Source organism: Streptomyces sp. SAI-135 (assembly GCF_029893805.1).
Lineage (GTDB): Bacteria > Actinomycetota > Actinomycetes > Streptomycetales > Streptomycetaceae > Streptomyces.
Map to the genome: position 1 here is coordinate 4,695,179 of NZ_JARXYP010000002.1, position 26,505 is coordinate 4,721,683.

The window sequence follows — 26,505 nt, forward strand, 5'->3', positions numbered from 1 at the left end:
GAGGAGGGGGTCCGATGGCAGATGACACCGCGTACGGCGACACCAGCGATCAGGACCTCCTGGCCCGTCACGTAGAGGGCGACCCCGATGCCTTCGGTGAGCTCGTGCGACGGCATCGGGACCGGCTCTGGGCCGTGGCCCTCCGCACGCTCGGGGACCGTGAGGAAGCCGCTGACGCGGTGCAGGACGCCCTGGTCTCCGCCTACCGGGCCGCTCACACCTTTCGGGGCCAGTCGGCGGTCACGACCTGGCTGCACCGGATCACGGTGAACGCCTGTCTGGACCGTGCCAGGAAGGCGGCCTCCCGCAAGACCTCTCCCGTGGACGACACCGAGCGCCTGGAGCAGCTCCTGGAGCCGCACGAGTCCGCCTCGGCGCCCGCGGAACGCAACGACCTCCACCGCCAGCTCCTGGAGGCCCTCGGCACGCTCCCGCCCGACCAACGTGCCGCCCTGGTCCTCGTGGACATGCAGGGCTACCCCGTCGCCGAAGCCGCCCGCGTGCTCGACGTGCCCACGGGGACGGTGAAGAGCCGTTGTGCCCGAGGCAGAGCGAGACTGCTCCCGCTCCTCAGCCATCTGCGGCCCGAAAGCGCCGGAGACGGCAGAGAAGCGGGCGCTGGACGGAACCGGACGCAGGGGACATCCGTCCCACCCGCAGCGGGGCCTCCGTCAGGAGGGCCGCCGGATACGGGATCAAGTGATTCAGCCGCAGTGAAGGGCGGAGGTGGGCGAGCGTGACTTCCACGACAGACACAGACGGGCACCCGGACGTCGCGGAGATCTCCGACCTCACCGAAGGCATCCTCCCCACCGCCCGGACAGCGGACGTACGTCGCCATCTGGACGAGTGCGAACTCTGCGCGGACGTACACGCGTCGCTTGAGGAGATCCGCGGCCTGCTCGGCACGCTGCCGGGCCCGCCGCACATGCCGGCAGACGTCGCCGGCAGGATCGACGCCGCCCTCGCCGCCGAAGCTCTGCTACAGGCAACGGCGCCCGAGACCGTGAACGCGCCTGCACCAGTCGAGAGCACGCGTGTTTCACGTGAAACATCGTCCATCGGCGACCGCCCCACGGGGCATGCTCGTACTTCCACGACCGGTCCGGGCAGGAAGGACCGCAAGAGGACTGGACGCCGCAAGGTTGCCATCCTCGGTGCCGTCTTCACTGTCGCCGCCCTCGGGTTCGGCTCCGTCCTGCTGACGTCGTTGGACGACGGCAAGGCGAAGGACACAGCCGGTGGACAGGTGACCAGTTCTGCCGACACCTTCTCCGCGAGCGGGCTCGAGAAGCAGGTCTCGGAGCTTCTCACCGAGAAGAAGGCCGCAGGCGGAGAGTCTCGGGCTCCGCACAGCAACATGGGCGCAGCAACCGTCCCCGGCTCCGAGGACCCCCGCATCCTGGTGACGCCCGAGGTCCCCCTGTGCATCCAGAACGGCATCCACAGCAGTGACGCCCCGCTCGCGACCGAGGACGGCGTCTACAAGGGCACGGACTCGCTGCTCGTCGTCCTGCGTGACCCCTCCGACAGCACCCGGGTCACGGCCTACATCGTGGATGCCTCCTGTGTGAAGAACGCGCCAACCGGCACCGCGAAGGTTCTGCTGAAGCGGTCCTACACACGCTCCTGAGCGTTCACGCTTCGCCTCCGTCCCGCGCGGTAATGCGTACGGTGTGGCCTCTCCGTGTGCCCGGACACACCGGGAATGCGCGCCCCTTAGGATCCGTTGGGTGGGGTGAGAGTTCTGAGAGGCTCCACCGGTCCGACGACGCAGTCCAGAGACGAGGAACCAAGCCGTGAGCGACGTCCGTAACGTGATCATCATCGGCTCCGGGCCCGCCGGCTACACGGCGGCGCTCTACACCGCGCGCGCGTCGCTGAAGCCGCTGGTGTTCGAGGGCGCCGTCACCGCCGGTGGCGCGCTGATGAACACCACCGAGGTGGAGAACTTCCCCGGCTTCCAGGACGGCATCATGGGCCCCGAGCTCATGGACAACATGCGTGCCCAGGCGGAGCGCTTCGGTGCCGAGCTCGTCCCGGACGACATCGTCAGCGTCGACCTGACCGGCGAGATCAAGACCGTCACCGACACCTCGGGCACGGTCCACCGGGCGAAGGCCGTGATCGTCACCACCGGCTCGCAGCACCGCAAGCTCGGCCTGCCGAACGAGGACGCCCTCTCCGGGCGCGGTGTCTCGTGGTGTGCCACCTGTGACGGCTTCTTCTTCAAGGACCAGGACATCGCCGTCATCGGCGGCGGTGACACCGCGATGGAGGAGGCGACCTTCCTCTCCCGCTTCGCGAAGTCGGTGACGATCGTCCACCGCCGTGACACCCTGCGCGCCTCCAAGGCGATGCAGGAGCGCGCCTTCGCCGACCCGAAGATCAAGTTCGTGTGGGACAGCGAAGTGGCCGAGATCCAGGGTGACCCGAAGCTGTCAGGCCTGAAGCTGCGCAACCTCAAGACCGGCGAGCTCTCGGACCTGGCGGTCACCGGCCTGTTCATCGCGATCGGCCACGACCCGCGCACCGAGCTCTTCAAGGGCCAGCTCGAACTCGACGCCGAGGGCTACCTGAAGGTGGAAGCACCCTCGACCCGCACCAACCTGACCGGCGTCTTCGGCGCCGGTGACGTGGTCGACCACACCTACCGCCAGGCGATCACCGCGGCCGGTACCGGCTGTTCGGCCGCTCTCGACGCCGAGCGCTTCCTCGCCGCCCTCGCGGACGCGGAGAACGCCGAGCCCGAGAAGACCGCTGTCTGACCCCCGTTCCGCCCCACCGCACCAACCCAGTTAAGGAGCCCGCCGTGGCCGGCACCCTGAAGAATGTGACCGACGATTCCTTCGAGCAGGACGTCCTGAAGAGCGACAAGCCCGTTCTGGTGGACTTCTGGGCCGCCTGGTGCGGACCGTGCCGTCAGATCGCGCCGTCCCTCGAGGCGATCGCCGCCGAGTACGGCGACAAGATCGAGGTCGTCAAGCTGAACATCGACGAGAACCCGGGTACGGCCGCCAAGTACGGCGTCATGTCCATCCCGACGCTGAACGTGTACCAGGGCGGCGAGGTCGCCAAGACCATCGTCGGTGCCAAGCCGAAGGCCGCGATCGTCCGCGACCTCGAGGACTTCATCGCCGAGTGATGTTTCACGTGAAACACGATGGGGCTGGTCCGTAAGGATCGGCCCCATTCGCTTTACAGGGGACGCAGCGCCGGTTCCTTCTGTACCGCCCCCAGAAGCCGGTCCAGCGCCATCTCCACGTCTTCCTTCCAGGAGAGCGTGGTGCGCAGCTCCAGCCTCAGCCTCGGATACGTGGGATGGGGCCTGACCGTCTTGAAGCCCACGGCGAGGAGATGGTCTGCGGGAAGCAGACAAGCGGGCTCTTTCCAACGAGCATCACCGAAGGCCTCGATGGCCTTGAAGCCCCGTCGCAGCAGGTCCTTGGCGACCGTCTGCACCATCACACGCCCCAGGCCCTGCCCCTGATAGCCCGGCATGATGAACGACGTCATCAGCTGGACGGCGTCGGGGGAGACAGGACTGGTGGGAAACGCCGTCGAGCGAGGGACATACGCGGGAGGGGCGTAGAGCACGAAGCCGACCGGTACGTCGTCGACGTAGACGACCCGGCCGCACGATCCCCAGTCCAGCAGGACGGCGGAGATCCAGGCTTCCTTCTCCAGAGCGGGTGTTCCGGCCTTTACCGCGGCTTCTCCGCTGACGGGGTCCAGCTCCCAGAAGACACACGAGCGGCAGCGCTGGGGTAGGTCCGGAAGGTTGTCCAGCGTGAGCGGTACGAGCCGACGCCCCATGCAGGCTGTTCCTCTCCTTCGCCCGCCGCGTCGCGGGCGGCCGTCAGAGCGCTCCGTTCCCTGAGCAGGCTGCCGACGAATCCGCCGACCGCCCCCAGTCCCAGGCCCGCGCTCACCAGTCCGCTTCTGCTCATCGTTCGCATGGCCCCTGCCTCCCCTCAGAGGTACTGCCGGGTGGATGTGCGCACCCCTTCGCATCGTATCCACACAGCGATTCCATCGATACCGCCTGAAAGCAAAGAGCGGGCCGTGTTCCGGGACACACCGGACACGGCCCGCTCTTCTTGTCCCGCCTGGGCGGCACCCTGGCGAGTCCCAGCTCAGGCTTCCGCTTCTTCGTCCTCGCCGTCCAGCAGGCTCTTCTGCAGAACCGGTCCCTCTCCAGGGGCGAGGGAGCTGAGGATGCGCTCAAGGTCCTCCATCGAGGCGAACTCGACGGTGATCTTGCCCTTCTTCTGCCCCAGGTCGACCTTGACCCGCGTCTCGAAACGGTCCGAAAGACGCGTCGCGAGGTCGGTCAGCGCCGGAGACACCCGGCCGCCGGCCCGCGGCCCCTTGGAACGCTGCGGGGTCTGCGGCCGCGACCCCATGAGGGTCACGATCTCCTCGACCGCACGGACCGAGAGTCCCTCGGCCACGATCCGGTGGGCCAGTCGGTCCTGCTCCTCCGAGTCGTCGACGGAGAGCAGGGCGCGGGCGTGCCCGGCGGAGAGCACTCCGGCGGCCACTCGGCGCTGGACTGCCGGCGAGAGCTTCAGCAGACGCAGGGTGTTGGAGACCTGCGGACGGGACCGGCCGATACGGTCCGCCAGCTGGTCGTGCGTGCAGTTGAAGTCCTTCAGCAACTGGTCGTAGGCGGCTGCCTCTTCCAGCGGGTTCAGCTGAGCACGGTGCAGGTTCTCCAGGAGGGCGTCCAGGAGCAGCTTGTCGTCATCGGTGGCCCGGACAATCGCCGGGATCGCGTCCAGGCCCGCCTCACGACTGGCCCGCCAGCGCCGCTCACCCATGATGAGCTCGTAGCGGGAGGGACCGACCTGCCGTACGACGACCGGCTGGAGGAGGCCGACCTCCTGGATGGAGGTGACCAGCTCCTGGAGTGCGTCCTCGTCGAACACCTCACGCGGCTGGCGCGGGTTCGGCGTGATGGAGTCGAGGGGAAGCTCCGCGAAGTGCGCGCCCATGGGGGGCGCGGGCGTCTCCGCATAGCCGTTGACCGACTGCGCCTCGGTTTCCTGTGCAACAGGCGGCAGGGTGGCCACCTTCGCCGCGGCCACCCCACGGTCGGTCGTCAACACCGGTACGGACGACGGAGACGCGGAACCAGCGCCACCCATCGCCGCCGGGGTCGGCGTCTTCTCCGTCGGGGCAGCGGGGATCAGTGCGCCGAGACCACGACCCAAACCCCTCCGTCGCTCGCTCACTGGATCCCCTCCACCATGCTCGGGTTGCTCTGTGCGCCGATGTGCGCCTGCGTCGGGTCATAGCTGACGCCGACGCCCTTCAGCGCGATCTCTCGCGCCGCCTCAAGGTAGGACAGGGCGCCACTCGATCCTGGATCGTAGGTCAGCACTGTCTGCCCATAACTCGGCGCCTCGGAGATACGGACCGAGCGGGGAATGCTCGTCCGCAGCACCTCGTCGCCGAAGTGGGTGCGCACCTCGTCCGCGACCTGGGACGCGAGACGCGTACGGCCGTCGTACATGGTGAGCAGGATGGTCGATACGTGCAAGGTCGGGTTGAGGTGACCGCGCACCAGATCGACGTTACGCAGCAGCTGTCCCAGACCCTCCAGCGCGTAGTACTCGCACTGGATCGGGATGAGGACCTCCGCGCCCGCCACGAGCGCGTTGACCGTCAGCAGGCCGAGCGAGGGCGGGCAGTCGATGAGGATGTAGTCCAGAGGCTGCTCATACGCTTGGATCGCACGCTGCAGTCGGCTCTCTCGTGCCACCAGAGACACCAGCTCGATCTCCGCACCGGCGAGATCGATGGTGGCGGGGGCACAGAAGAGACCTTCGACATCCGGGACCGGCTGGACGACCTCGGCCAGTGGTCTGCTCTCGACCAGGACGTCGTAGATGGACGGGACTTCGGCGTGGTGGTCGATGCCCAGCGCGGTGGACGCGTTGCCCTGGGGGTCGAGGTCGATCACCAGGACACGGCCGCCGTGCAGAGCCAGCGAGGCAGCAAGGTTGACGGTCGTCGTCGTCTTGCCCACCCCGCCCTTCTGGTTGGCAACGACCATGATCCGGGTCTGCTCGGGCCGTGGCAGGCCCTCGCCGGCGCGGCCAAGAGCCTCTACCGCCAGTTGGGCAGCACGACCGATCGGAGTGTCGTCCATCGGGGGCGGTGTTTCACGTGAAACATCCTCCCCCATCGACTCGGTTCGGGGACCGGGGACCGGATCGGTCATCGGTCCCGCGATGTTGGCGTCGGACCGCAAGGATTCACTCTCCTCGACTTCAGGCTCGCAATGAACAGAGCCTCCCATGTCTTCGGGGTCGTGAACCAGTGAGGCCTGTTGTTCTGTGGAGAAATCCACCTCTGTGGACAACTCCGTTACCTCTCCGAGTGACCCGAGAGGCTTTCGGTCGCGGGGTTCGGCCGCGGCGCGGCCCCGGCTGATGATGCCGTGCAGCAGTGAGCGACGTTTCACGTGAAACACGATGCAGGGCAGCCGTGCCCGTTCTGCCGCGACACTCCGGCATGCATAGGTTTGGCAGCTTGTGTGGAGTACGTCTCGTCGTCAGGACGGATCAGCGACGCCGACGAGTACGGCCGGTGCGGGCCGCCTTGGCGCGCTTGGCAGCGAAGCGCACACCGCCGGGGCTCTCTCCGACCTCGACCCTCACCACGGTGGACAGCGGATCGACCACGCCTTCACCCACATGCAGGATGGAGGTCCCCACCGCACCGAGCTTGCTCAGGGCCGTACCCGCGGCCTTGAGCTCCTCCTCCGCGGTGTCACCCTTGAGTGCCAGCATCTCGCCGTAGGGACGCAGCAGCGGAACGCCCCACGTCGCCAGCCGGTCCAGCGGGGCCACGGCTCGTGCCGTCACCACGTGCACGGGGGTCAGCTTGCCCATGACCTCCTCGGCACGGCCGCGCACGACCGTCACATGGTCCAGGCCCAGCAGTTCCACGACCTCCGTCAGGAACGTCGTACGCCTCAGCAGCGGTTCCAGCAGCGTGATCTTCAGGTCCTCACGGACGAGAGCCAGGGGGATGCCGGGCAGACCGGCACCGGAGCCGACGTCGCACACCGTCACGCCCTCGGGAACGACCTCCGAGAGCACCGCGCAGTTCAGCAGATGCCGCTCCCACAGTCGGGGCACCTCCCGGGGACCGATGAGACCGCGCTGCACACCCGCCTCGGCGAGGAGCTCGGCATAGCGCACCGCGTCCTCGAAGCGATCGCCGAACACCTCACGCGCCTGCTCGGGCGCGGGGGGAAGCTCCGCTGCCTCCGTCACGGGGAACCGTCCTTCCGTACCGCATCGGCGCACCGGGCGCCGACCATCAGAACTATCAGGCTGACAAAGTTCGGCCCCGCCTGCTCTACAGACGGGGCCGGTGGAACGTACGGACCGATCAGGCGGGAAGCACGACGACGAAGCGCTGCGGCTCCTCGCCCTCGGACTCGCTGCGCAGTCCGGCGGCCTTGATCGCGTCGTGCACGACCTTGCGCTCGAACGGCGTCATCGGCTTGAGCTTCACGGACTCGCCGGTGCTCTTCACCTCGGCGGCGGCCTTGGCGCCCAGCTCGGAGAGCTCGGCACGCTTCTTGGCCCGGTACCCCCCGATGTCCAGCATCAGACGGCTGCGGTCCCCGGTCTCCCGGTGCACGGCCAGGCGGGTCAGCTCCTGCAGGGCTTCCAGCACCTCGCCGTCACGACCGACCAGCTTCTGCAGGTCGCGGCTGCCCGAGTCGCTGATGATCGAGACAGCGGCTCGGTCGGCCTCGACGTCCATGTCGATGTCGCCGTCGAGATCGGCGATGTCGAGCAGACCCTCGAGGTAGTCCGCCGCGATCTCACCCTCCTGCTCGAGGCGGGTCAGGGTGTCTGCACCCTCGGCAGCGGCGGAGGTGGTGCCTTCCGTCACGGGATGGACTCCTTCTTACTTCTTGGACGGGGACTTGGGCCGCTGCGGACCCTTGCGCTGTCCGGACTGGGCCTTGCTGCGGGTACCGCCGCCGGACTGCTTCTTGGCCGGAGCGGCGGGCTTGGCGTCCTCGGGCTCGTCGGACTTGGTCAGCGAGGTCGGCTCCGCCTGGCTGTCACCAACCGCCTTCGAGCCGGCCGACGCCGCACCCGACTGCCGCTGGGACTTGCTCTGCCGCTTGGGCTGCTGACGCTTGGGAGCCGCCGCGCTCGCCGTCGAACCGTCCTCGGTCTGGACCGCGGCCTGGGACTCGCTCTGGATGACCGAACCGTCGGCCTGGGCGGCGAGGCCGGCCTTGTTCAGACCGTTGATGAACTTGCGCTCGAACTCGTTGCGGTCGCGGCCCTTGGCGACGATCGCCTTGATGATGGTGCGCTCGCTGCGCCTGCGGGCCTTGCCGTGAGTGGTGACGTGCTTGGTCAGGCGCTCCAGGTAGGCGGCCTGCGCCTTGGAACCCGGGGTCGGGTTGTTGCGGATGACGTACATCTGCTGGCCCATGGTCCACACGTTGGTGGTCAGCCAGTAGACGAGGACACCGACGGGGAAGTTGATGCCGAAGACGGCGAACATGACCGGGAAGACGTACATCAGCATCTTCTGCTGCTGCATGAACGGCGTCTTGACCGTGGTGTCGACGTTCTTCGTCATCAGCTGGCGCTGTGTGTAGAACTGCGACGCCGACATCAGGACGATCATGACCGCGGTGACGACGCGGACGTCGGTCAGCGAGGCTCCGAGCGCCTCGACCTTGCTCGAACCGTCCGTGAACTTCGCGGCAAGGGGCGCGCCGAAGATATGCGCCTTACGGGCGCTGGCCAGCAGCGACTCGTTGATGACACCGATGGTGTCGCCCGTCGCGATGCCGTTGAGCACGTGATACAGGGCGAAGAAGAACGGCGACTGCGCCAGGATGGGAAGGCACGAGGAGAGCGGGTTGGTGCCCGTCTCCTTGTACAGCTTCATCATCTCTTCGGACTGACGCTGCTTGTCGTTCTTGTAGCGCTCCTGGATCTTCTTCATCTCGGGCTGGAGCGTCTGCATGGCCCGCGTCGCCTTGATCTGCTTCACGAAGAGCGGGATCAGGCAGATACGGATCAGGATCACGAGGGACACGATCGACAGGCCCCAGGCCCACCCGGTGTCGGGGCCGAAGATGGCGCCGTACACCTTGTGGAACTGGACGATGACCCAGGAGACGGGTGTCGTGATGAAGCTGAAAAGACTGGCAATCGTGTCCACTAATCATGCTCCTTGGGCATGGGACGGAGTCTCTGCGGCCGGGCTCGAAGGAGTTTGCCCCTCGGTGGCCGAGGCGGCGGAGGGCCCGCCCCTACGTGCACGCCAAGCGTTACGCAGCATTTCGTGCCACCGCGGACGCTTGCGCGGCGGGACATGGTCCACACCGCCCAGCGACCACGGATTGCACCGCAGGATGCGCCAGGCGGTGAGTGCCGTTCCCTTGATCGCACCGTGCCGGTCGATGGCCTGGTAGCCGTAGTGGGAGCACGACGGGTAGTACTTGCACACCGGCCCGAGCAGCGGGCTGATGGTCCACTGGTACAGCTTGATCAGCGCCAGCAGCGGGTACTTCATCGTGCGCCCCCTCCCAGCAGCCGCTGAACGGCGGCATCCAGGTCTCGGGCCAGTTGTTCATGATCGGCGTCACCCGCCTCGGGCAACGCTCGTACGACTACCAGGCTACCGGGGGGAAACAGGGCGACCCTGTCGCGCATCAGATGGCGAAGCCTGCGCTTCACCTTGTTGCGCACCACAGCGCCGCCCACGGCCTTGCTCACGACGAAACCCGCACGCGTCGGGGGAGCGCTCTCCCCAGGCGCGTGCGGGTCCGTGGCACCGCTACGAAAATGGACGACGAGGGACGGGCGTCCGGCCCGGCGCCCTCGTCGTACCGCGGTCGCGAAGTCCTCGCGCCGCCTCAGCCGGTTCTCGGTGGGCAGCACGACGGCATGACCTGACCGGGATCAGGCGGACAGGCTGGCGCGACCCTTGCTGCGGCGGTTCGCCAGAATCGCGCGGCCGGCACGGGTACGCATCCGCAGACGGAAGCCGTGGGTCTTGGCGCGACGACGGTTGTTCGGCTGGAAGGTGCGCTTGCTCACTCGGGGGCTCCAGAAATCAATCGGTGGTGGCGGGTGCCGTCCTGGCTGTCACCGTGCGCCCACGAGTAGCTCGCAGTTACGCCCGTGTGCACCGCTTCCCGATCACCTGACGCGATCTGTGCCCATCGGAGGCAGGCGGCAGCAGCCATCGACAACTCGACCTGGTTACGGTACGCGCGGCTACGCCATCCGGTCAAACCAGTGGTCACCGGGAGACACTATCCACAGGCTGGGGACAACAACTTGAACCGCACCCGTCGCCCTGACTACCGTGGCTGAACTCCGATTCGTTCCCTTGACCCCCTGTGTTTCGGCTCCACCCCATTTGAATCCCGACTCGTCCCACAACCACACGTTCGTGGGACCCGTGAGAGAGCGTGCCCTGTGGCTGACGTACCTGCCGATCTTGCCGCAGTGTGGCCACGCGTACTCGAGCAACTCCTCGGTGAGGGCCGCGTCCAGGGTGTGGAGGCGAAGGACGAGCACTGGATCCGCCGCTGCCAGCCGCTCGCGCTGGTCGCCGACACCGCCCTGCTCGCCGTACCGAACGAATTTGCGAAAGGCGTACTGGAGGGCCGACTGGCCCCGGCCGTCAGTGAGACGCTGAGCCGCGAGTGCGGCCGCCCGATCCGCATCGCGATCACCGTCGACGACTCCGCGGGCGATCCCCCGGCACCGCCCGCGCCTCCGTCCCCCCGGCCCCAGCCGCGCTACGAGGAGCCGGAGCTCCCCTCCGGTCAGTACGACAACCAGTACGAGGGCTACGGCCGCCACCGCGCCGACGACCCCCGCCCGGGCCGCGGCGATCAGCGCCCGGGAGGCCAGGGCGAGCACTCGCCGCGTCCGGACCAGCTCCCGACCGCGCGCCCCGCGTACCCCTCGGAGTACCAGCGCCCCGAACCCGGCGCCTGGCCGCGCCCCGCGCAGGACGAGTACGGCTGGCAGCAGCAGCGGCTCGGCTTCCCCGAACGCGACCCCTACGCGTCGCCGTCCCAGGAGCCGTACCCGCAGGAGTCCTACAACCAGGAGTCCTACAACCAGGAGCCGTATCAGCAGGAGTCGTACCCGAAGGACTCGTACGGCCCCCCGTCGCAGGACTACCGCCCGCAGCCGATGGAGCGCTCGTCCTACGACGGCCCGCGCTCCGACTACGACCAGCGGCCGGACTACGACAAACGGTCCGACTACGACAAGCCGCGGTCCGACTACGACCAGCGCGACGGCCGCCGGGACCTGCCCGACCCCCCGCCCGGCTCCGGGCATGTGCACCGGGGCGGCCCGGTCGGCTCCAACCTGCCCACCACTGGCGCCCCCGGCCCGCTGGCCGCGCAGCCCGCGCCGGCGACCGGACCCGGTGAGCCCACCGCGCGGCTGAACCCGAAGTACCTCTTCGACACGTTCGTCATCGGCGCCTCCAACCGCTTCGCGCACGCGGCCGCGGTGGCGGTCGCCGAGGCTCCGGCCAAGGCCTACAACCCCCTGTTCATCTACGGGGAGTCGGGGCTCGGCAAGACACACCTGCTGCACGCGATCGGGCACTACGCGCGCAGCCTGTACCCCGGCACGCGCGTGCGGTACGTGAGCTCGGAGGAGTTCACCAACGAGTTCATCAACTCCATCCGCGACGGCAAGGGCGACAGCTTCCGCAAGCGCTACCGCGAGATGGACATCCTGCTCGTCGACGACATCCAGTTCCTCGCGGACAAGGAGTCGACGCAGGAGGAGTTCTTCCACACATTCAACACCCTGCACAACGCCAACAAGCAGATCGTGCTCTCCAGCGACCGGCCGCCCAAGCAGCTGGTGACCCTGGAGGACCGGCTGCGGAACCGTTTCGAGTGGGGTCTGATCACCGACGTCCAGCCCCCCGAGCTGGAGACCCGGATCGCGATCCTGCGCAAGAAGGCGGTCCAGGAGCAGCTCAACGCCCCGCCGGAGGTCCTGGAGTTCATCGCCTCCCGCATCTCGCGCAACATCCGCGAGCTGGAGGGCGCGCTGATCCGGGTCACGGCGTTCGCGTCGCTCAACCGGCAGCCGGTGGACCTGGGCCTGACGGAGATCGTGCTGAAGGACCTGATCCCCGGCGGCGAGGACTCGGCGCCCGAGATCACCTCGACGGCCATCATGAGCGCCACCGCCGACTACTTCGGCCTGACCGTCGAGGACCTGTGCGGCACCTCGCGGGGCCGTGCGCTCGTCACGGCCCGCCAGATCGCCATGTACCTGTGCCGCGAGCTCACCGACCTCTCGCTGCCGAAGATCGGCGCGCTGTTCGGCGGCCGCGACCACACGACCGTGATGCACGCGGACCGCAAGATCCGCAATCTGATGGCCGAGCGCCGCTCCATCTACAACCAGGTGACCGAGCTGACGAACCGCATCAAGAACGGCTGAGAGCACCGCAGTCACGGCGTCCAGGGCGCCCTGGGGACGAGGTCCCGGGGCGCCCTTCGTCATTCCCCGGGTCACGACACCGTTGCCCGGTGTTCGATTCTCCGCCGGGTTACGGCCTCCCTCCACAGATCCGGGCACTTTTTCCCGTCCACATCCTGGGGACTGCGAAGTTGTCCAGATCGCGGTCCACAGGGTCCCCGTCGTAAAGCCATCGGGCCAGGTCAGGTGGCTGTGGATTCGTGGACGACCGATCTCCACAGACTGTGGACAGCGAAAAGATCCACAGGCTGTGCACCGAGTTGTCCACCGACTGCCCACAGGCCGGGGCCGGTTGTCCCCAGCGATCAGCGGCTTCTCCACATGCCTGTCCACTGTTCGGCAACGCGACGCGCCTGATCACCGGGGCGAGTGAAAGGCGTCACACGAAGGTGCCGGGTTGGGCTGTGGGAAAGGTGGGTAAAGCTGGGGACGGCGCTGGGGAGAAGTCGCCTCAGGCTGTGCACGGAGTGTGCAGAACTTTCTGTTCTCCACAGATACGCCTGGTTGTCCACCGGTGTCGCCCACAGGGCCCGTGGACAAAATTCCTGCTCTGAGCTGGGAAAACAGGGTTATCCACGGTATCCACAGCCCCTACTACTACTCCCAACTAGAGAGAGCTGGGAATCCGTTTCGAAGGGGGCCCTGTGCACAACTCGCTGTCCGGCGCCCGACTGCCCCTCGTCACGACTTGACCCCGAGAGGCACCTACTGTCAGTGGGGTGCGTCAGACTGTTCCCCGGTGTCCTTCCCGTCACAGGGGCCGATGACGCCGACAAGACGACGAAGCCAGGCAGGCCGAGCAGCGCCGGCAACAGCAGGAGGCGGCAACAGTGAAGATCCGGGTGGAACGCGACGTACTCGCGGAGGCAGTGGCCTGGGCGGCTCGCAGCCTCCCGGCCCGTCCGCCGGCGCCTGTCCTCGCCGGCCTTCTGCTGAAGGCCGAGGAAGGCCAGCTGAGCCTGTCCAGCTTCGACTACGAGGTCTCCGCGCGGGTCTCGGTGGAGGCCGAGGTCGAGGAGGAGGGCACGGTCCTCGTCTCCGGCCGCCTGCTCGCCGACATCTGCCGCGCCCTGCCCAACCGTCCGGTGGAGATTTCCACAGACGGTGTACGGGCGACCGTGGTCTGCGGCTCCTCGCGGTTCACACTCCACACCCTGCCTGTGGAGGAGTACCCGGCGCTGCCGCAGATGCCGAGCGCGACCGGCACCGTCCCCGGTGAGGTCTTCGCCTCCGCCGCCTCCCAGGTGGCCATCGCCGCGGGCCGCGACGACACGCTCCCCGTGCTGACCGGTGTGCGTATCGAGATCGAGGGCGACACCGTCACGCTCGCGTCCACCGACCGCTACCGCTTCGCGGTCCGTGAGTTCCTGTGGAAGCCGGAGAACCCCGAGGCGTCCGCGGTGGCCCTGGTGCCCGCCAAGACGCTCCTGGACACCGCCAAGGCGCTCACGAGCGGCGACAGCGTCATCCTGGCGCTCTCCGGCTCCGGGGCGGGCGAGGGCCTGATCGGTTTCGAGGGCGCGGGCCGCCGTACGACCACGCGACTGCTCGAAGGCGACCTGCCGAAGTACCGCACGCTGTTCCCGACGGAGTTCAACTCCGTCGCCGTGATCGAGACGGCCCCCTTCGTGGAGGCCGTCAAGCGCGTGGCCCTGGTCGCCGAGCGCAACACCCCGGTGCGGCTCAGCTTCGAGCAGGGCGTGCTGATCCTGGAGGCCGGCTCCAGCGACGACGCACAGGCTGTGGAAAGGGTCGACGCCCAGCTGGAGGGCGACGACATCTCGATCGCCTTCAACCCGACCTTCCTGCTGGACGGCCTGAGCGCCATCGACTCCCCGGTGGCGCAGCTCTCCTTCACGACGTCCACCAAGCCGGCGCTGCTGAGCGGCAAGCCGGCCCTGGACGCCGAGGCGGACGAGGCCTACAAGTACCTGATCATGCCGGTGCGGCTCAGCGGCTGAGCGGCCGTCGTCGGAAAGCCCCAGGTGAGGGCATACGTTTGAGCGCGTATGCCCACAGGTGTGCGTGAGCGTCCGGGTTTAGGCTCGTACGTGGGTACGAAGGTGCCCCACACGCCACAGCAACCTAAGGAACAACTGATGGAGCTCGGTCTCGTCGGCCTCGGCAAGATGGGCGGCAACATGCGCGAGCGGATCCGCCGCGCAGGCCACACCGTGATCGGATACGACCGCAACCCGGACCTCGCCGATGTCCACAGCCTCAAGGAGCTTGTGGACGCGTTGCAGGGTCCGCGGGTCGTGTGGGTGATGGTCCCGGCCGGTGCGCCGACCCAGGCGACCATCGACGAGCTGGCCGAGCTCCTGGAGCCCGGTGACGTCGTGGTGGACGGCGGGAACTCCCGTTGGACGGACGACGAGAAGCACGCCGGGGAACTGGCCGCCAAGGGCATCGGCTTCGTCGACTGCGGAGTCTCCGGCGGCGTGTGGGGCCTGGAGAACGGCTACGCGCTGATGTACGGCGGCGACGCGGAGAACGTCGCCAAGGTGCAGCCGGTCTTCGACGCCCTCAAGCCCGAGGGCGACGCCGGATCGGTGCACGCGGGCAAGGTCGGCGCGGGCCACTTCGCGAAGATGGTCCACAACGGCATCGAGTACGCGATGATGCAGGCCTACGCCGAGGGCTGGGAGCTCCTGGAGAAGGTCGACTCGGTGACCGACGTCCGGGAGGTCTTCCGCTCCTGGCAGGAGGGCACCGTGATCCGTTCCTGGCTGCTCGACCTCGCGGTCAACGCCCTCGACGAGGACGAGCACCTCGACAAGCTGCGCGGTTTCGCACAGGACTCCGGCGAGGGCCGGTGGACCGTGGAGGCCGCCATCGACCACGCGGTGCCGCTGCCGGCGATCACCGCGTCCCTGTTCGCGCGGTTCTCGTCCCGTCAGGACGACTCGCCGCAGATGAAGATGATCGCGGCGCTGCGCAACCAGTTCGGCGGCCACGCGGTCGAGACGAAGTAATCCACAGGGCTGTTCACACAGTCCACAACCTGGGGGAGGTCGGCGACCGACCATGCACGTCACGCATCTGTCGCTGGCCGACTTCCGCTCGTACGCCCGGGTCGAAGTTCCGCTCGACCCGGGCGTCACCGCGTTCGTGGGCCCCAATGGGCAGGGCAAGACGAACCTGGTCGAGGCGATCGGCTATCTCGCCACTCTCGGCAGCCACCGGGTCGCCTCCGACGCGCCCCTGGTCCGCATGGGCGCCGACCGCGCGATCGTCCGGGCGCAGGTCAGACAGGGCGAGCGGCAGCAGCTGGTCGAGCTGGAGCTGAACCCCGGCAAGGCGAACCGGGCCCGCATCAACAGGTCCTCGCAGGTCAGGCCCCGTGACGTGCTGGGGATCGTGCGGACCGTGCTGTTCGCGCCGGAGGACCTCGCTCTGGTGAAGGGCGACCCGGGCGAGCGGCGGCGCTTCCTGGACGAGCTGATCACCGCGCGCTCCCCGCGCATGGCCGGCGTCCGCTCCGACTACGAGCGCGTCCTCAAGCAGCGCAACACCCTGCTGAAGTCGGCCGCCCTCGCGAGGCGGCACGGCGGCCGCTCGATGGACCTGTCCACCCTCGACGTGTGGGACCAGCACCTCGCGCGCGTGGGTGCCGAGCTGCTCGCCCAGCGGCTGGACCTGATCGCCGCCCTCCAGCCGCTGGCCGACAAGGCGTACGAGCAGCTGGCCCCCGGCGGCGGCCCGGTCGCGCTGGAGTACAAGCCGTCCGCGCCGGGCGAGGCACACACGCGTGAGGCTCTCCACGAGCAGCTGATGGCGGCGCTCACCGAGGTGCGCAAGCAGGAGATCGAGCGGGGCGTGACCCTCGTGGGGCCGCACCGCGACGACTTGAACCTCAAACTCGGCCAGTTGCCCGCCAAGGGATACGCCTCGCACGGCGAGTCCTGGTCGTACGCGCTGGCGCTGCGCCTCGCCTCGTACGACCTGCTCCGGGCCGAGGGGAACGAACCGGTGCTGATCCTCGACGACGTGTTCGCCGAGCTGGACACCCGCCGCCGTGAGCGGCTGGCCGAGCTGGTCGCGCCCGGGGAGCAGGTCCTGGTGACGGCGGCGGTCGACGACGACGTGCCGCACGTCCTGACGGGGACGCGGTACGCCGTGTCCGAGGGGACGGTGGAGCGCGTATGACCGACGAACAGCCCCCGGCGCCGAAGCCCCAGTCCGCCGAGCCCTCCGGCGTCGACCTCGCGCGCGTGGCGCTCAGGGCCGCCAAGGAACAGGCACGCGCGCGTGGGGACGCGGCGCAGCAGAAGCGACAGGCGCGGCGCGGAGGCGGGCTGCGCTCCGGCGCGCGCGCCGACGGACGTGACCCCATGGCGTTCGGCGCCGCCATCAACCGCCTGATCACCGAGCGCGGCTGGGAGACGCCGGCCGCGGTGGGCGGGGTCATGGGGCGCTGGCCGCAGATCGTGGGCGAGGACGTGGCCAAGCACTGTGTGCCGGAGCGGTACGACGAGGACGAGCGGGTCCTGGTGGTGCGCTGCGACTCGACGGCCTGGGCGACCAACCTGCGGCTGCTCGCCCCGCAGCTGGTGGCCCGTCTCAACGAGGACCTCGGGCACGGCGCGGTGAACCTGATCAAGGTGAACGGCCCTGGCGGACCCGCGCGTCGCTACGGTCCGCTGCGTGCTCCCGGCAGCACGGGACCCGGGGACACCTACGGGTGACAGACATCACATCAGGGGCGTCGGCGGTGCCTTCGGGGCGCCGCCGACGCCTTTGTCGTAGCACTGCACGCGGTTGCGAATTCCGACCTGACTCCCAAGTAGCCAAGGGTTGACAGCTCGAAGCGCTGAGTGCCTCCGTGAGCCTCTTGGAGCCCCGCTCCGTATATGGGGACCCGGAAGACGCCGGTTCAGGGCGGCACATGCGGACTCAGGTACCGGCAAACCCCCATCACTGTCGGCGCTACCGGTAGACTGGAAGCAGATCCCGCCCCGAACGTGGGGACCGCCCGGGAGAAGCTGAGCAACGCTGATCAAGGCTTACCAACGCAACATGCCGCAGCCGCTCCGGCAACCCGCCGACGAGCCCGGCTCGTGCTGTGCCAGAAAGGGCGCTTCGTGGCCGATTCCGGCAACCCCAACGAGAACATTCCGTCCACCGACGCCGAGGCGACCTCGTCGAACGGCGAGGTAACCGCCTCGTACGACGCCAGCGCCATCACCGTCCTCGAGGGTCTGGACGCGGTCCGCAAGCGACCCGGTATGTACATCGGCTCGACCGGTGAGCGCGGTCTGCACCACCTGGTGCAGGAGGTCGTCGACAACTCCGTCGACGAGGCGCTGGCGGGTTATGCGGACACCATCGACGTGACGATCCTGGCCGACGGCGGCGTGCGCGTCGTCGACAACGGCCGTGGCATCCCGGTGGGCATCGTCGCCTCCGAGGGCAAGCCGGCCGTCGAGGTCGTGCTGACCGTGCTGCACGCGGGCGGCAAGTTCGGTGGCGGCGGCTACGCGGTCTCCGGCGGTCTGCACGGCGTGGGCGTCTCCGTCGTGAACGCCCTGTCGACCAAGGTCGCCGTCGAGATCAAGACGGACGGTTACCGCTGGACGCAGGACTACAAGCTGGGTGTGCCGACGGCCCCGCTGGCCCAGCACGAGGCCACGGACGAGCACGGCACCACGGTCACCTTCTGGGCCGACCCCGACATCTTCGAGACCACCGAGTACTCCTTCGAGACGCTTTCGCGGCGCTTCCAGGAGATGGCGTTCCTCAACAAGGGCCTGCGGATCAACCTCACCGACGAGCGCGAGTCGGCGAAGGCCACCGCCGGCGCGGACGAGGCGGGCGAGGACGAGAAGCACGAGGTGAAGACCGTCTCGTACCACTACGAGGGCGGCATCGTCGACTTCGTGAAGTACCTCAACTCCCGCAAGGGAGAGGTCGTCCACCCCACCGTGATCGACCTCGAGGCCGAGGACAAGGACAAGAACCTCTCCCTCGAACTCGCGATGCAGTGGAACGGCGGTTACAGCGAGGGCGTGTACTCCTTCGCCAACATCATCCACACGCACGAGGGCGGCACGCACGAGGAGGGCTTCCGCGCGGCGCTGACCTCGCTGATCAACAAGTACGCGCGCGACAAGAAGCTGCTGCGCGAGAAGGACGACAACCTCACGGGTGACGACATCCGCGAGGGTCTGACCGCGATCATCTCGGTGAAGCTGAGCGAGCCGCAGTTCGAGGGCCAGACCAAGACCAAGCTGGGCAACACCGAGGTGAAGACCTTCGTCCAGAAGGTGGTCTACGAGCACCTGACCGACTGGCTGGACCGCAACCCCGTCGAGGCCGCGGACATCATCCGCAAGTCCATCCAGGCGGCCACCGCGCGCGTGGCGGCCCGCAAGGCCCGCGACCTGACCCGCCGCAAGGGTCTGCTGGAGACGGCGTCCCTCCCGGGCAAGCTCTCCGACTGCCAGTCGAACGACCCCACCAAGTGCGAGATCTTCATCGTCGAGGGTGACTCCGCCGGCGGCTCGGCCAAGTCCGGCCGCAACCCCGAGTACCAGGCGATCCTCCCGATCCGCGGCAAGATCCTGAACGTCGAGAAGGCGCGGATCGACAAGATCCTGCAGAACCAGGAGATCCAGGCGCTGATCTCGGCCTTCGGCACCGGGGTCCACGAGGACTTCGACATCGAGAAGCTGCGCTATCACAAGATCATCCTGATGGCGGACGCCGACGTCGACGGCCAGCACATCTCCACCCTGCTGCTGACCTTCCTGTTCCGCTTCATGCGGCCGCTGGTCGAGGCCGGGCACGTGTATCTCTCCCGTCCCCCGCTGTACAAGATCAAGTGGGGCCGGGACGACGTCGAGTACGCCTACTCGGACCGCGAGCGCGACGCGCTGATCGAAATGGGCCGCCAGCGCGGCAAGCGCGTCCGCGAGGACTCCATCCAGCGCTTCAAGGGTCTCGGCGAGATGAACGCCGAGGAACTGCGCGTGACCACCATGGACCAGGAGCACCGCGTCCTCGGCCAGGTCACCCTCGACGACGCCGCCCAGGCCGACGACCTGTTCTCCGTCCTGATGGGCGAGGACGTCGAGGCCCGCCGCCAGTTCATCCAGCGCAACGCCAAGGACGTCCGCTTCCTCGACATCTGAGTCGGTCTCAGCTGACCGCACCAGGAAGGACCTTCACCAGCAATGACCGACGAGAACACTCCCGTCACCCCTGAAGCGGGCGGCGAGGCCGGACTGCGCGTCGAGCCCGTCGGGCTCGAGACGGAGATGCAGCGCTCGTACCTGGACTACGCGATGTCCGTCATCGTGTCCCGTGCGCTGCCGGACGTCCGGGACGGCCTCAAGCCCGTCCACCGCCGCGTCCTGTACGCGATGTACGACGGCGGCTACCGCCCCGAGCGCGGCTTCTACAAGTGCGCGCGCGTGGTCGGCGACGTCATGGGCAACTACCACCCGCACGGCGACTCCTCGATCTACGACGCCCTGGTGCGCCTCGCCCAGCCGTGGTCGATGCGGATGCCGCTGGTGGACTCCAACGGCAACTTCGGCTCCCCCGGCAACGACCCGGCGGCCGCCATGCGGTACACCGAGTGCAAGATGGCGCCGCTGTCCATGGAGATGGTCCGTGACATCGACGAGGAGACCGTCGACTTCACGGACAACTACGACGGCCGCTCCCAGGAGCCGACCGTCCTGCCGGCCCGCTTCCCGAACCTGCTGATCAACGGCTCGGCCGGTATCGCGGTCGGCATGGCCACCAACATCCCGCCGCACAACCTGCGCGAGGTCGCGGCCGGCGCCCAGTGGTACCTGGAGAACCCGGAAGCCAGTCACGAGGAGCTCCTGGACGCGCTCATGGAGCGCATCAAGGGCCCCGACTTCCCGACCGGCGCGCTCGTCGTGGGCCGCAAGGGCATCGAGGAGGCGTACCGCACCGGGCGCGGCTCGATCACCATGCGCGCGGTCGTCGAGGTCGAGGAGATCCAGAACCGCCAGTGCCTGGTGGTCACGGAACTGCCGTACCAGACCAACCCCGACAACCTCGCGCAGAAGATCGCCGACCTGGTGAAGGACGGCAAGGTCGGCGGCATCGCGGACGTCCGGGACGAGACGTCGTCGCGCACGGGCCAGCGGCTCGTGATCGTCCTCAAGCGCGACGCGGTCGCCAAGGTCGTCCTGAACAACCTCTACAAGCACACGGACCTCCAGTCGAACTTCGGCGCCAACATGCTGGCGCTCGTCGACGGCGTCCCGCGCACGCTGTCCCTGGACGCGTTCATCCGGCACTGGGTGGCGCACCAGATCGAGGTCATCGTCCGGCGTACGAAGTTCCGGCTGCGCAAGGCCGAGGAGCGGGCGCACATCCTGCGCGGCCTGCTGAAGGCCCTGGACGCCATCGACGAGGTCATCGCGCTGATCCGGCGCAGTGACACCGTCGAGATCGCGCGCGGGGGCCTGATGGAGCTCCTGGAGATCGACGAGATCCAGGCCAACGCCATCCTCGAGATGCAGCTGCGCCGACTCGCCGCCCTGGAGCGCCAGAAGATCATCCAGGAGCACGACGAACTCCAGGCGAAGATCACCGAGTACAACGAGATCCTGGCCTCGCCGGTCCGCCAGCGCGGCATCGTGAGCGCCGAACTCGCCGCGATCGTCGAGAAGTACGGTGACGACCGCAAGACCATGCTGGTGCCCTACGACGGTGACATGTCCATCGAGGACCTCATCGCCGAGGAGGACATCGTCGTCACGGTCACGCGCGGCGGTTACGTCAAGCGCACCAAGACCGTCGACTACCGCGCCCAGAAGCGCGGCGGCAAGGGCGTCCGCGGTACGAAGCTCAAGGAAGACGACATCGTCGACCACTTCTTCGTGTCCACCACGCACCACTGGCTGCTGTTCTTCACCAACAAGGGCCGTGTCTACCGGGCCAAGGCCTACGAGCTGCCGGACGCCGGCCGTGACGCGCGCGGTCAGCACGTCGCCAACCTGCTGGCCTTCCAGCCGGACGAGGCGATCGCCGAGATCCTCGCGATCCGCGACTACGACGCCGCGCCCTACCTGGTGCTCGCCACCAAGGGGGGTCTGGTCAAGAAGACATCACTGAAGGATTACGACTCTCCGCGTTCCGGTGGCGTCATCGCCATCAACCTGCGCGAGCGCGAGGACGGTTCGGACGACGAACTGATCGGCGCCGAACTGGTCTCGTCCGACAGTGATCTGCTCCTGATCAGCAAGAAGGCACAGTCGATCAGGTTCACGGCCTCGGACGACACTCTGCGTCCCATGGGCCGTGCCACCTCGGGTGTCAAGGGCATGAGCTTCCGTGAGGGCGACGAGCTGCTCTCGATGAATGTTGTTCGACCCGGTACGTTCGTGTTCACTGCTACGGACGGCGGGTACGCGAAGCGGACCGCCGTCGACGAGTACCGCGTCCAGGGTCGCGGCGGCCTCGGCATCAAGGCCGCCAAGATCGTGGAGGACCGCGGTTCTCTTGTCGGCGCGCTGGTGGTCGAGGAGACCGACGAGATCCTCGCCATCACGCTGTCCGGCGGTGTGATTCGTACGCGAGTCAACGGGGTCAGGGAGACGGGCCGTGACACCATGGGCGTCCAACTGATCAACTTGGGCAAGCGCGATGCCGTGGTCGGCATCGCACGTAACGCCGAGGCGGGGCGTGAAGCGGAGGAGGTCGACGGCGATGTGGCCGACGACGAGACCGTCGAAGGTGCCGCCGAGACCATCGGCACGGACGAGGGTGAGGCACCCTCGGCCGAGTAGCACGAGGAGTGAGTCATCGTGAGCGGAGCCACGGGCGCCGGATCGACCGGAACCTCTAGGGGGTCCTCCCCCGGCACGGAGGCGGACGGCGGCGGCCGTGGCTCTGCCGCGCGTGCGACGGACGCGCGGGCGGCGGAAGCCCACCCGACAGATACGCACACGACTCAACTCAAGGCGATCAAGCCGTCGGCGACCGAGTCGCGCTCGCCCGAGACTCATGCATCCCAGGGGGGACCTGTGACGGACACCCAGCCGCCGGCCCAGCCGACGGCGCCCGCCGCACCGCCGCGGGCGGCGGCCCAGCCGCAGCCCTCGCCCTCTCCGCTGCCGGGGGAACGGCAGCCGCAGCAGCCGGCCGGTCCCTACCACCCGCCGCAGGCCTACCCGACCCAGGCCGCCCCGGCCGGTGCCGTACGCCGACCGCGCACCGGCGCGCGCACGGTGCCCCGGACCCGCAAGGCACGTCTGCGGGTGGCCAAGGCCGACCCGTGGTCGGTCATGAAGGTCAGCTTCCTGCTCTCCATCGCGCTCGGCATCTGCACGATCGTGGCGGCCGCCGTGCTGTGGATGGTCATGGACGCGATGGGCGTCTTCTCGACGGTCGGCGGGACGATCTCCGAGGCGACCGGCTCGAACGAGTCGAACGGCTTCGACCTCCAGGCGTTCCTCTCCCTGCCGAACGTCCTGATGTTCACGACGATCATCGCGGTCATCGACGTCGTCCTCGCGACGGCTCTCGCGACCCTCGGCGCGTTCATCTACAACCTCTCGGCGGGCTTCGTCGGCGGCGTCGAGCTGACGCTGGCCGAGGACGAGTAACGCCCGCTCAAACCCGCGGGGGCGGTCCCGGGAGAACCGATTTTGGGACTGCCCACGTCGTGCGCTAATCTTCAGGAGTCAGCGCGCGGGACACACCCCGCAGAGCGCGGCGGGGCTATAGCTCAGTTGGTTAGAGCGCATCCCTGATAAGGATGAGGCCACAGGTTCAAATCCTGTTAGCCCCACCAGCACGAAGACCCTCAACCGATCACGGTTGGGGGTTTTTGTCGTCCAGGGTCGACATCAGCCGTCGGGTGCCCAGGCTTTCGGCTGGGTGGTGGTCCACTTCTCCGGCGACGAGGGGATCGACGAGATCAAGAAGGCCAGGAGTCGGCTGCATCTCGGCTTCAGGCCCGGGGGCCGGGCCACCGAGGTGGCTCGCCTCGAGGTACATGGTGCCCAGCGCGTCGACATCGGCCAGGGTGACCAGCCGTGGGTGGTCATGGCCGACCCGGAGGGCAACGAGTTCTGTGTCCTGGGCCAACTGCGTCAGTGAGGGATCCTGAGGGGGTGCGAGGGCCGGCGTACACGGATGGCGTGTCCATCGTGTGCGGGGTCCTCCGGAGCACATCCTCTTGGTGTCGGTGGGGACGCGGACCTTCAGCCGGTTGCGGTTGCGGGTCCTGGGCGCTTCTTCGGTGGGGCTCTGCTGCGTCACTGCTGCGTCTTCGTCTTCTGTGCTTCTGCGCTGCGTCTTCGGTACGTCTTCGATACGTCTTCGGTGTTTCTCGGGCGGGGGCGGCGGCGTCAGGCGCAGCCCGCTCCGGCCGGTTCGGCCACGTCCGCCTCCGTGCCCGGGGCCGCGGCCGTGTCCGTGTCCGTGTCGGCGAGGGAGCGGGGGCGGCAGCTGGGAGTCTTGCCGTGGGCCTCCGCCCGGATGCGCTGCTTCATCGTGGGGGGCAGCGACCTGACGTAGGACCAGAGGCCGTGGGACGGCGCCGGGAGTTCCGGGTGGGCCGTGGCGCTGTTGCGGGCCGGCTGGGTCTGCGGTACTGCGGCGGCTGCGGTCGTCGTGATCAGTCCGAGCGCCGTGAACAGCGCGATGAAGGCGGTGATGACGACGGTCCAGAGCTTCATGACCTTGTTCTTGGCCACGGTTCCTCACTTTCGGGTTGGGCGATTTGCGTACTTTCCTCATGATGTGTATGGGCGTCGCGAAATCACGTACCCGAGCCTGTGGCGCGTCGATCTTCAGATGAACACCACACGGATGGGTGCATGAAGGGCGAAGAACTGGAGAATCGGGGCGACAGAGGCTGAAGCGGCCGGCCGTGAGGGCGTGATCACCATGTGATCACCTTCTGATCGGAGGTCGTCGTTCCGCTTCTACTGGGCCGCTCCCGACGGGAGTTGAGGGCCCGGACGCAGGTCACCGATCGGTATCGGTCGGTGTGTATAGTCGGGCGCCAGAGGTCCCCTACGTCAAGGAAAGACGAGGTCGCGCGGTGAAGAAGCTTCTCCTGGTCGCACTGGCCGCCATCGGCGGGCTCCTCGTGTACCGCCAGATCCAGGCGGATCGCGCCGAGCAGGATCTGTGGACGGAGGCGACTGACTCCGTGCCCACGGGTTCGTGAGTACCGAGATCCGATTCTGAACAGACCCCGGCCGTTGTTGCGGTCGGGGTTTTGTGTTGCCCGAGGCGGTTCCGGTCGCCGTGGCCGACCGGTGGTGGCCGGGGTTTCGGACGGTCGTGCGGATTGCGAGGGCGGGCGGCGGCCCGGCGGGGCAGGATGGGCCACGGCCGCCCGGCCGCACGGGCGGTCATGTCGTGTCGACGACGGTCACGGGAGCTCGGGCGCGGGCACGGAGGGGTGGCGCGGGATGGGGCGGCGTACGGCGTGGTGGCGGGTGGCCGTCGTGGGGGGCGTGCTGGGCGCGGTGATCGGTGCGCCGGGAGGGACCGGCTTCGCGGCCTCCCCTTCCCCCTCTCCCTCACTTGCCATTTCTCCTTCCGCCTCTTTTCCTTCCGCCTCGCGTTCCGGCTCCGCTTCCCCCTCGGCCTCCTCTTCTACGACCTCTTCGTACGCCTTCGCCGAAGGCGCCCCGTCGGTCACCGGAGCCACGGGCACCGCGGACGCCGAGCGCCTTGAACCCGGTACCACCTACAGGAGTTCGCTGCCGAGCGACGGGAAGGTCTACTACCGCCTCGTGCTCGACGGCACGTCGACCGTGTACGTCGCCGCGACGGCCGTACCCCCGGCCGACGCGGCGGTCAGCCCGACGGAGGGGGTCAGGGTGTCCTTGCAGGACGCCGACGGCCGCCCCTGCTCCGCTGCCGATACCGCCAGCATCGGAGCCGGCCGCAGTCCGCGTCCCCTCACCGTGTGGGGCGCGCGGCAGCTTCCGTCGGGCCGGTCGCTGTGCCGGAGCGCCGGTACGTACTACGTCGTCGTCGAACGAGTCCTGCGCACCGAGTCCCAACCGGGCGCCTGGGACCTGGAGCTCGCGCCGGTGCTGGAGCCGAGGCTGCGGAAGGCGGGCCCGACCAGTGCGCCCGAGTCCTGGGACTCGGCCACGCCGTCGCCTCCCGCTGGTGAGGCCGTGCGCCTGCGGGGTGGCGGGGGCGGGGGCTTCGACTCGGCGGCCGCGTTGGAGCAGGGCGTCTGGCGCGATGACATACGGCCGGGGCAGACGCTGTTCTATGAGGTGCCGGTCGACTGGGGACAGCAGGTGTACGCTGCGGCCGGCCTGAGCAGTGCGAGCGGTGGCGGGGCGGGTGGGGGATTCGTGCCGGGGGGCGTGAATCTGGCGCTGTACAACCCCGTGCGCGGCCTCGTCGACGACACGAGCATCAGTTACAACGGCAGCCAGAAGTCGGGGGCGCTCGCTGCCTTGCCGCCGGTCGGCTACGACAACCGGTACGCCGTCTCCGACCGGGTGGGCGGGATGCGGTTCGCCGGGTCCTACTACCTCGTCGTGCATCTCGCCGCGCGGGTGGGCGAGGAGTTCGGGGACGGGCCGTTCGGGCTGACGCTGCGTGTGCGGGTGAAGGGGGAGGCGACGGCCGGGCCCGGTTACGCGGGACAGTCCGAGCCGTCGGGGATCTTCCAGGTGGGGCTGCTCGGGCGGGGTTCGGGTGCGGTGGCGGGCACGGGGGCGAACGGCGGCTCCGGGGGCGGGGACGGCGGTGGAGGGGCCGGGATGAAGCTGGTGGCCTTCGGGGGGGTCGGGGTGGGGACCCTGGTTCTGGTGGTTCTCGGGGTGTGGGTGCTGGTGGGGCGGCGGGGGGCTGCGGGGGTGTAGGGGGCGGGGGCTGCGGGACTGCGGGACTGCCGAGGATGCCGGTCCGGCTGGACGACGCTCTGTCCCGGGCGCTCTGTCCGGGCGGGTGGCGGGGGCGGAGCACCGCTTGTTCTCAGATCTGGGTGAACGCCCAGAAA

Annotated in this window: 25 protein-coding genes and 1 tRNA gene; 16 read left to right on the plus strand and 10 right to left on the minus strand. The window is 68.5% G+C overall.

All coding sequences use genetic code 11. The features are described 5' to 3' along the window. The first annotated feature begins 14 nt into the window (after positions 1 to 14). The 4 genes from sigM (at position 15) to trxA (ending at position 3,145) form a co-directional block, all read left to right on the plus strand. Positions 15 to 740 carry an RNA polymerase sigma factor SigM gene (gene sigM / locus M2163_RS25705; protein WP_280850509.1) on the plus strand — a complete coding sequence of 242 codons (726 nt, stop codon included), beginning with the start codon at positions 15 to 17 and terminating at the stop codon, positions 738 to 740. Further along, on the plus strand, positions 737 to 1,633 hold the full coding sequence (locus M2163_RS25710; protein ID WP_280895155.1) for a hypothetical protein: 897 nt from the start codon (positions 737 to 739) through the stop codon (positions 1,631 to 1,633). The genes sigM and M2163_RS25710 overlap by 4 nt, the downstream gene beginning before the upstream one ends. Positions 1,634 to 1,799: 166 nt before the next feature. Further along, entirely contained in the window at positions 1,800 to 2,768 is a 969-nt protein-coding gene (gene trxB / locus M2163_RS25715) for a thioredoxin-disulfide reductase (RefSeq protein WP_280850507.1), read from the plus strand. Positions 2,769 to 2,812: 44 nt separating this feature from the next. Continuing rightward, positions 2,813 to 3,145 carry a thioredoxin gene (gene trxA, locus M2163_RS25720; protein ID WP_003991504.1) on the plus strand — a complete coding sequence of 111 codons (333 nt, stop codon included), beginning with the start codon at positions 2,813 to 2,815 and terminating at the stop codon, positions 3,143 to 3,145. 53 nt (positions 3,146 to 3,198) lie between these two features. On the opposite strand, the gene M2163_RS25725 is transcribed toward trxA, so the two are convergent. The 9 genes from M2163_RS25725 to rpmH form a co-directional block, all read right to left on the minus strand. After that, positions 3,199 to 3,816 (minus strand): GNAT family N-acetyltransferase, encoded by a 618-nt coding sequence (locus M2163_RS25725; RefSeq protein ID WP_037707216.1) that lies wholly within the window; start codon positions 3,814 to 3,816, stop codon positions 3,199 to 3,201. 320 nt (positions 3,817 to 4,136) lie between these two features. After that, a complete protein-coding gene (locus M2163_RS25730; RefSeq protein ID WP_280850506.1) occupies positions 4,137 to 5,237 on the minus strand; it encodes a ParB/RepB/Spo0J family partition protein in 1,101 nt (366 codons plus the stop codon). Beyond that, a complete protein-coding gene (locus M2163_RS25735) occupies positions 5,234 to 6,307 on the minus strand; it encodes a ParA family protein (RefSeq protein ID WP_078935937.1) in 1,074 nt (357 codons plus the stop codon). The genes M2163_RS25730 and M2163_RS25735 overlap by 4 nt, the downstream gene beginning before the upstream one ends. Before the next feature lie 265 nt (positions 6,308 to 6,572). After that, positions 6,573 to 7,289: a 16S rRNA (guanine(527)-N(7))-methyltransferase RsmG gene (rsmG, locus tag M2163_RS25740; RefSeq protein ID WP_123990379.1), complete on the minus strand. Its 717-nt coding sequence runs from the start codon at positions 7,287 to 7,289 to the stop codon at positions 6,573 to 6,575. 118 nt (positions 7,290 to 7,407) lie between these two features. Continuing rightward, complete coding sequence (locus tag M2163_RS25745; RefSeq protein WP_037707207.1) at positions 7,408 to 7,920, minus strand: R3H domain-containing nucleic acid-binding protein; 513 nt, start codon at positions 7,918 to 7,920, stop codon at positions 7,408 to 7,410. 15 nt (positions 7,921 to 7,935) lie between these two features. Continuing rightward, positions 7,936 to 9,219: a membrane protein insertase YidC gene (gene yidC, locus M2163_RS25750; RefSeq protein ID WP_280850505.1), complete on the minus strand. Its 1,284-nt coding sequence runs from the start codon at positions 9,217 to 9,219 to the stop codon at positions 7,936 to 7,938. 3 nt (positions 9,220 to 9,222) lie between these two features. After that, a complete protein-coding gene (yidD, locus tag M2163_RS25755; protein WP_037707204.1) occupies positions 9,223 to 9,573 on the minus strand; it encodes a membrane protein insertion efficiency factor YidD in 351 nt (116 codons plus the stop codon). After that, complete coding sequence (gene rnpA, locus M2163_RS25760) at positions 9,570 to 9,941, minus strand: ribonuclease P protein component (protein WP_059208182.1); 372 nt, start codon at positions 9,939 to 9,941, stop codon at positions 9,570 to 9,572. Before rnpA ends, yidD begins: the two co-directional genes overlap by 4 nt. Before the next feature lie 21 nt (positions 9,942 to 9,962). Next, positions 9,963 to 10,100: a 50S ribosomal protein L34 gene (gene rpmH / locus M2163_RS25765; RefSeq protein ID WP_005482975.1), complete on the minus strand. Its 138-nt coding sequence runs from the start codon at positions 10,098 to 10,100 to the stop codon at positions 9,963 to 9,965. 384 nt (positions 10,101 to 10,484) lie between these two features. On the opposite strand from rpmH, the gene dnaA reads away from it, so the two are divergent. The 10 genes from dnaA (at position 10,485) to M2163_RS25815 (ending at position 23,621) form a co-directional block, all read left to right on the plus strand. Next, the gene (gene dnaA / locus M2163_RS25770; protein ID WP_280895156.1) at positions 10,485 to 12,494 is read left to right on the plus strand and encodes a chromosomal replication initiator protein DnaA; all 2,010 of its coding nucleotides are present in this window, start codon (positions 10,485 to 10,487) and stop codon (positions 12,492 to 12,494) included. An 869-nt stretch (positions 12,495 to 13,363) separates the two neighbouring features. After that, a complete protein-coding gene (dnaN, locus tag M2163_RS25775) occupies positions 13,364 to 14,494 on the plus strand; it encodes a DNA polymerase III subunit beta (protein WP_037707198.1) in 1,131 nt (376 codons plus the stop codon). A 138-nt stretch (positions 14,495 to 14,632) separates the two neighbouring features. Continuing rightward, complete coding sequence (gnd, locus tag M2163_RS25780; protein WP_280850503.1) at positions 14,633 to 15,508, plus strand: phosphogluconate dehydrogenase (NAD(+)-dependent, decarboxylating); 876 nt, start codon at positions 14,633 to 14,635, stop codon at positions 15,506 to 15,508. A 52-nt stretch (positions 15,509 to 15,560) separates the two neighbouring features. Next, positions 15,561 to 16,682 carry a DNA replication/repair protein RecF gene (gene recF / locus M2163_RS25785; RefSeq protein WP_280850502.1) on the plus strand — a complete coding sequence of 374 codons (1,122 nt, stop codon included), beginning with the start codon at positions 15,561 to 15,563 and terminating at the stop codon, positions 16,680 to 16,682. After that, complete coding sequence (locus M2163_RS25790; RefSeq protein ID WP_280850501.1) at positions 16,679 to 17,221, plus strand: DciA family protein; 543 nt, start codon at positions 16,679 to 16,681, stop codon at positions 17,219 to 17,221. Before recF ends, M2163_RS25790 begins: the two co-directional genes overlap by 4 nt. A gap of 396 nt (positions 17,222 to 17,617) precedes the next feature. Next, positions 17,618 to 19,666: a DNA topoisomerase (ATP-hydrolyzing) subunit B gene (gene gyrB, locus M2163_RS25795; RefSeq protein WP_280850500.1), complete on the plus strand. Its 2,049-nt coding sequence runs from the start codon at positions 17,618 to 17,620 to the stop codon at positions 19,664 to 19,666. Between the two features lie 42 nt (positions 19,667 to 19,708). Then, a complete protein-coding gene (gene gyrA / locus M2163_RS25800) occupies positions 19,709 to 22,306 on the plus strand; it encodes a DNA gyrase subunit A (RefSeq protein ID WP_280850499.1) in 2,598 nt (865 codons plus the stop codon). 18 nt (positions 22,307 to 22,324) lie between these two features. Next, complete coding sequence (locus tag M2163_RS25805) at positions 22,325 to 23,125, plus strand: DUF3566 domain-containing protein (protein WP_280895157.1); 801 nt, start codon at positions 22,325 to 22,327, stop codon at positions 23,123 to 23,125. 111 nt (positions 23,126 to 23,236) lie between these two features. Then, a tRNA-Ile gene (locus M2163_RS25810) sits at positions 23,237 to 23,313 on the plus strand. Positions 23,314 to 23,339: 26 nt separating this feature from the next. After that, positions 23,340 to 23,621, plus strand: a complete 282-nt coding sequence (locus M2163_RS25815; RefSeq protein WP_348541377.1) for a VOC family protein — start codon at positions 23,340 to 23,342, stop codon at positions 23,619 to 23,621. Between the two features lie 251 nt (positions 23,622 to 23,872). Here the strand turns inward: M2163_RS25815 and M2163_RS25820 are convergent, their stop codons facing one another. Further along, on the minus strand, positions 23,873 to 24,220 hold the full coding sequence (locus M2163_RS25820) for a DUF6344 domain-containing protein (RefSeq protein WP_280895159.1): 348 nt from the start codon (positions 24,218 to 24,220) through the stop codon (positions 23,873 to 23,875). A gap of 350 nt (positions 24,221 to 24,570) precedes the next feature. On the opposite strand from M2163_RS25820, the gene M2163_RS25825 reads away from it, so the two are divergent. Next, positions 24,571 to 24,699, plus strand: a complete 129-nt coding sequence (locus M2163_RS25825) for a DLW-39 family protein (RefSeq protein ID WP_003999697.1) — start codon at positions 24,571 to 24,573, stop codon at positions 24,697 to 24,699. Positions 24,700 to 24,946: 247 nt separating this feature from the next. Next, on the plus strand, positions 24,947 to 26,368 hold the full coding sequence (locus M2163_RS25830) for a hypothetical protein (RefSeq protein ID WP_280895160.1): 1,422 nt from the start codon (positions 24,947 to 24,949) through the stop codon (positions 26,366 to 26,368). Positions 26,369 to 26,505 lie beyond the last annotated feature (137 nt).

Bases quoted from the DNA above. Each gene is read 5' to 3' on its own strand.
- sigM (WP_280850509.1), top strand. From the start codon at position 15: ATGGCAGATGACACCGCGTACGGCGACACCAGCGATCAGGACCTCCTG.
- M2163_RS25725 (WP_037707216.1), bottom strand. From the start codon at position 3,816: ATGGGGCGTCGGCTCGTACCGCTCACGCTGGACAACCTTCCGGACCTA.
- M2163_RS25735 (WP_078935937.1), bottom strand. From the start codon at position 6,307: ATGGGAGGCTCTGTTCATTGCGAGCCTGAAGTCGAGGAGAGTGAATCC.
- yidD (WP_037707204.1), bottom strand. From the start codon at position 9,573: ATGAAGTACCCGCTGCTGGCGCTGATCAAGCTGTACCAGTGGACCATC.
- gnd (WP_280850503.1), top strand. From the start codon at position 14,633: ATGGAGCTCGGTCTCGTCGGCCTCGGCAAGATGGGCGGCAACATGCGC.
- recF (WP_280850502.1), top strand. From the start codon at position 15,561: ATGCACGTCACGCATCTGTCGCTGGCCGACTTCCGCTCGTACGCCCGG.
- M2163_RS25790 (WP_280850501.1), top strand. From the start codon at position 16,679: ATGACCGACGAACAGCCCCCGGCGCCGAAGCCCCAGTCCGCCGAGCCC.
- gyrA (WP_280850499.1), top strand. From the start codon at position 19,709: ATGACCGACGAGAACACTCCCGTCACCCCTGAAGCGGGCGGCGAGGCC.
- M2163_RS25830 (WP_280895160.1), top strand. From the start codon at position 24,947: ATGGGGCGGCGTACGGCGTGGTGGCGGGTGGCCGTCGTGGGGGGCGTG.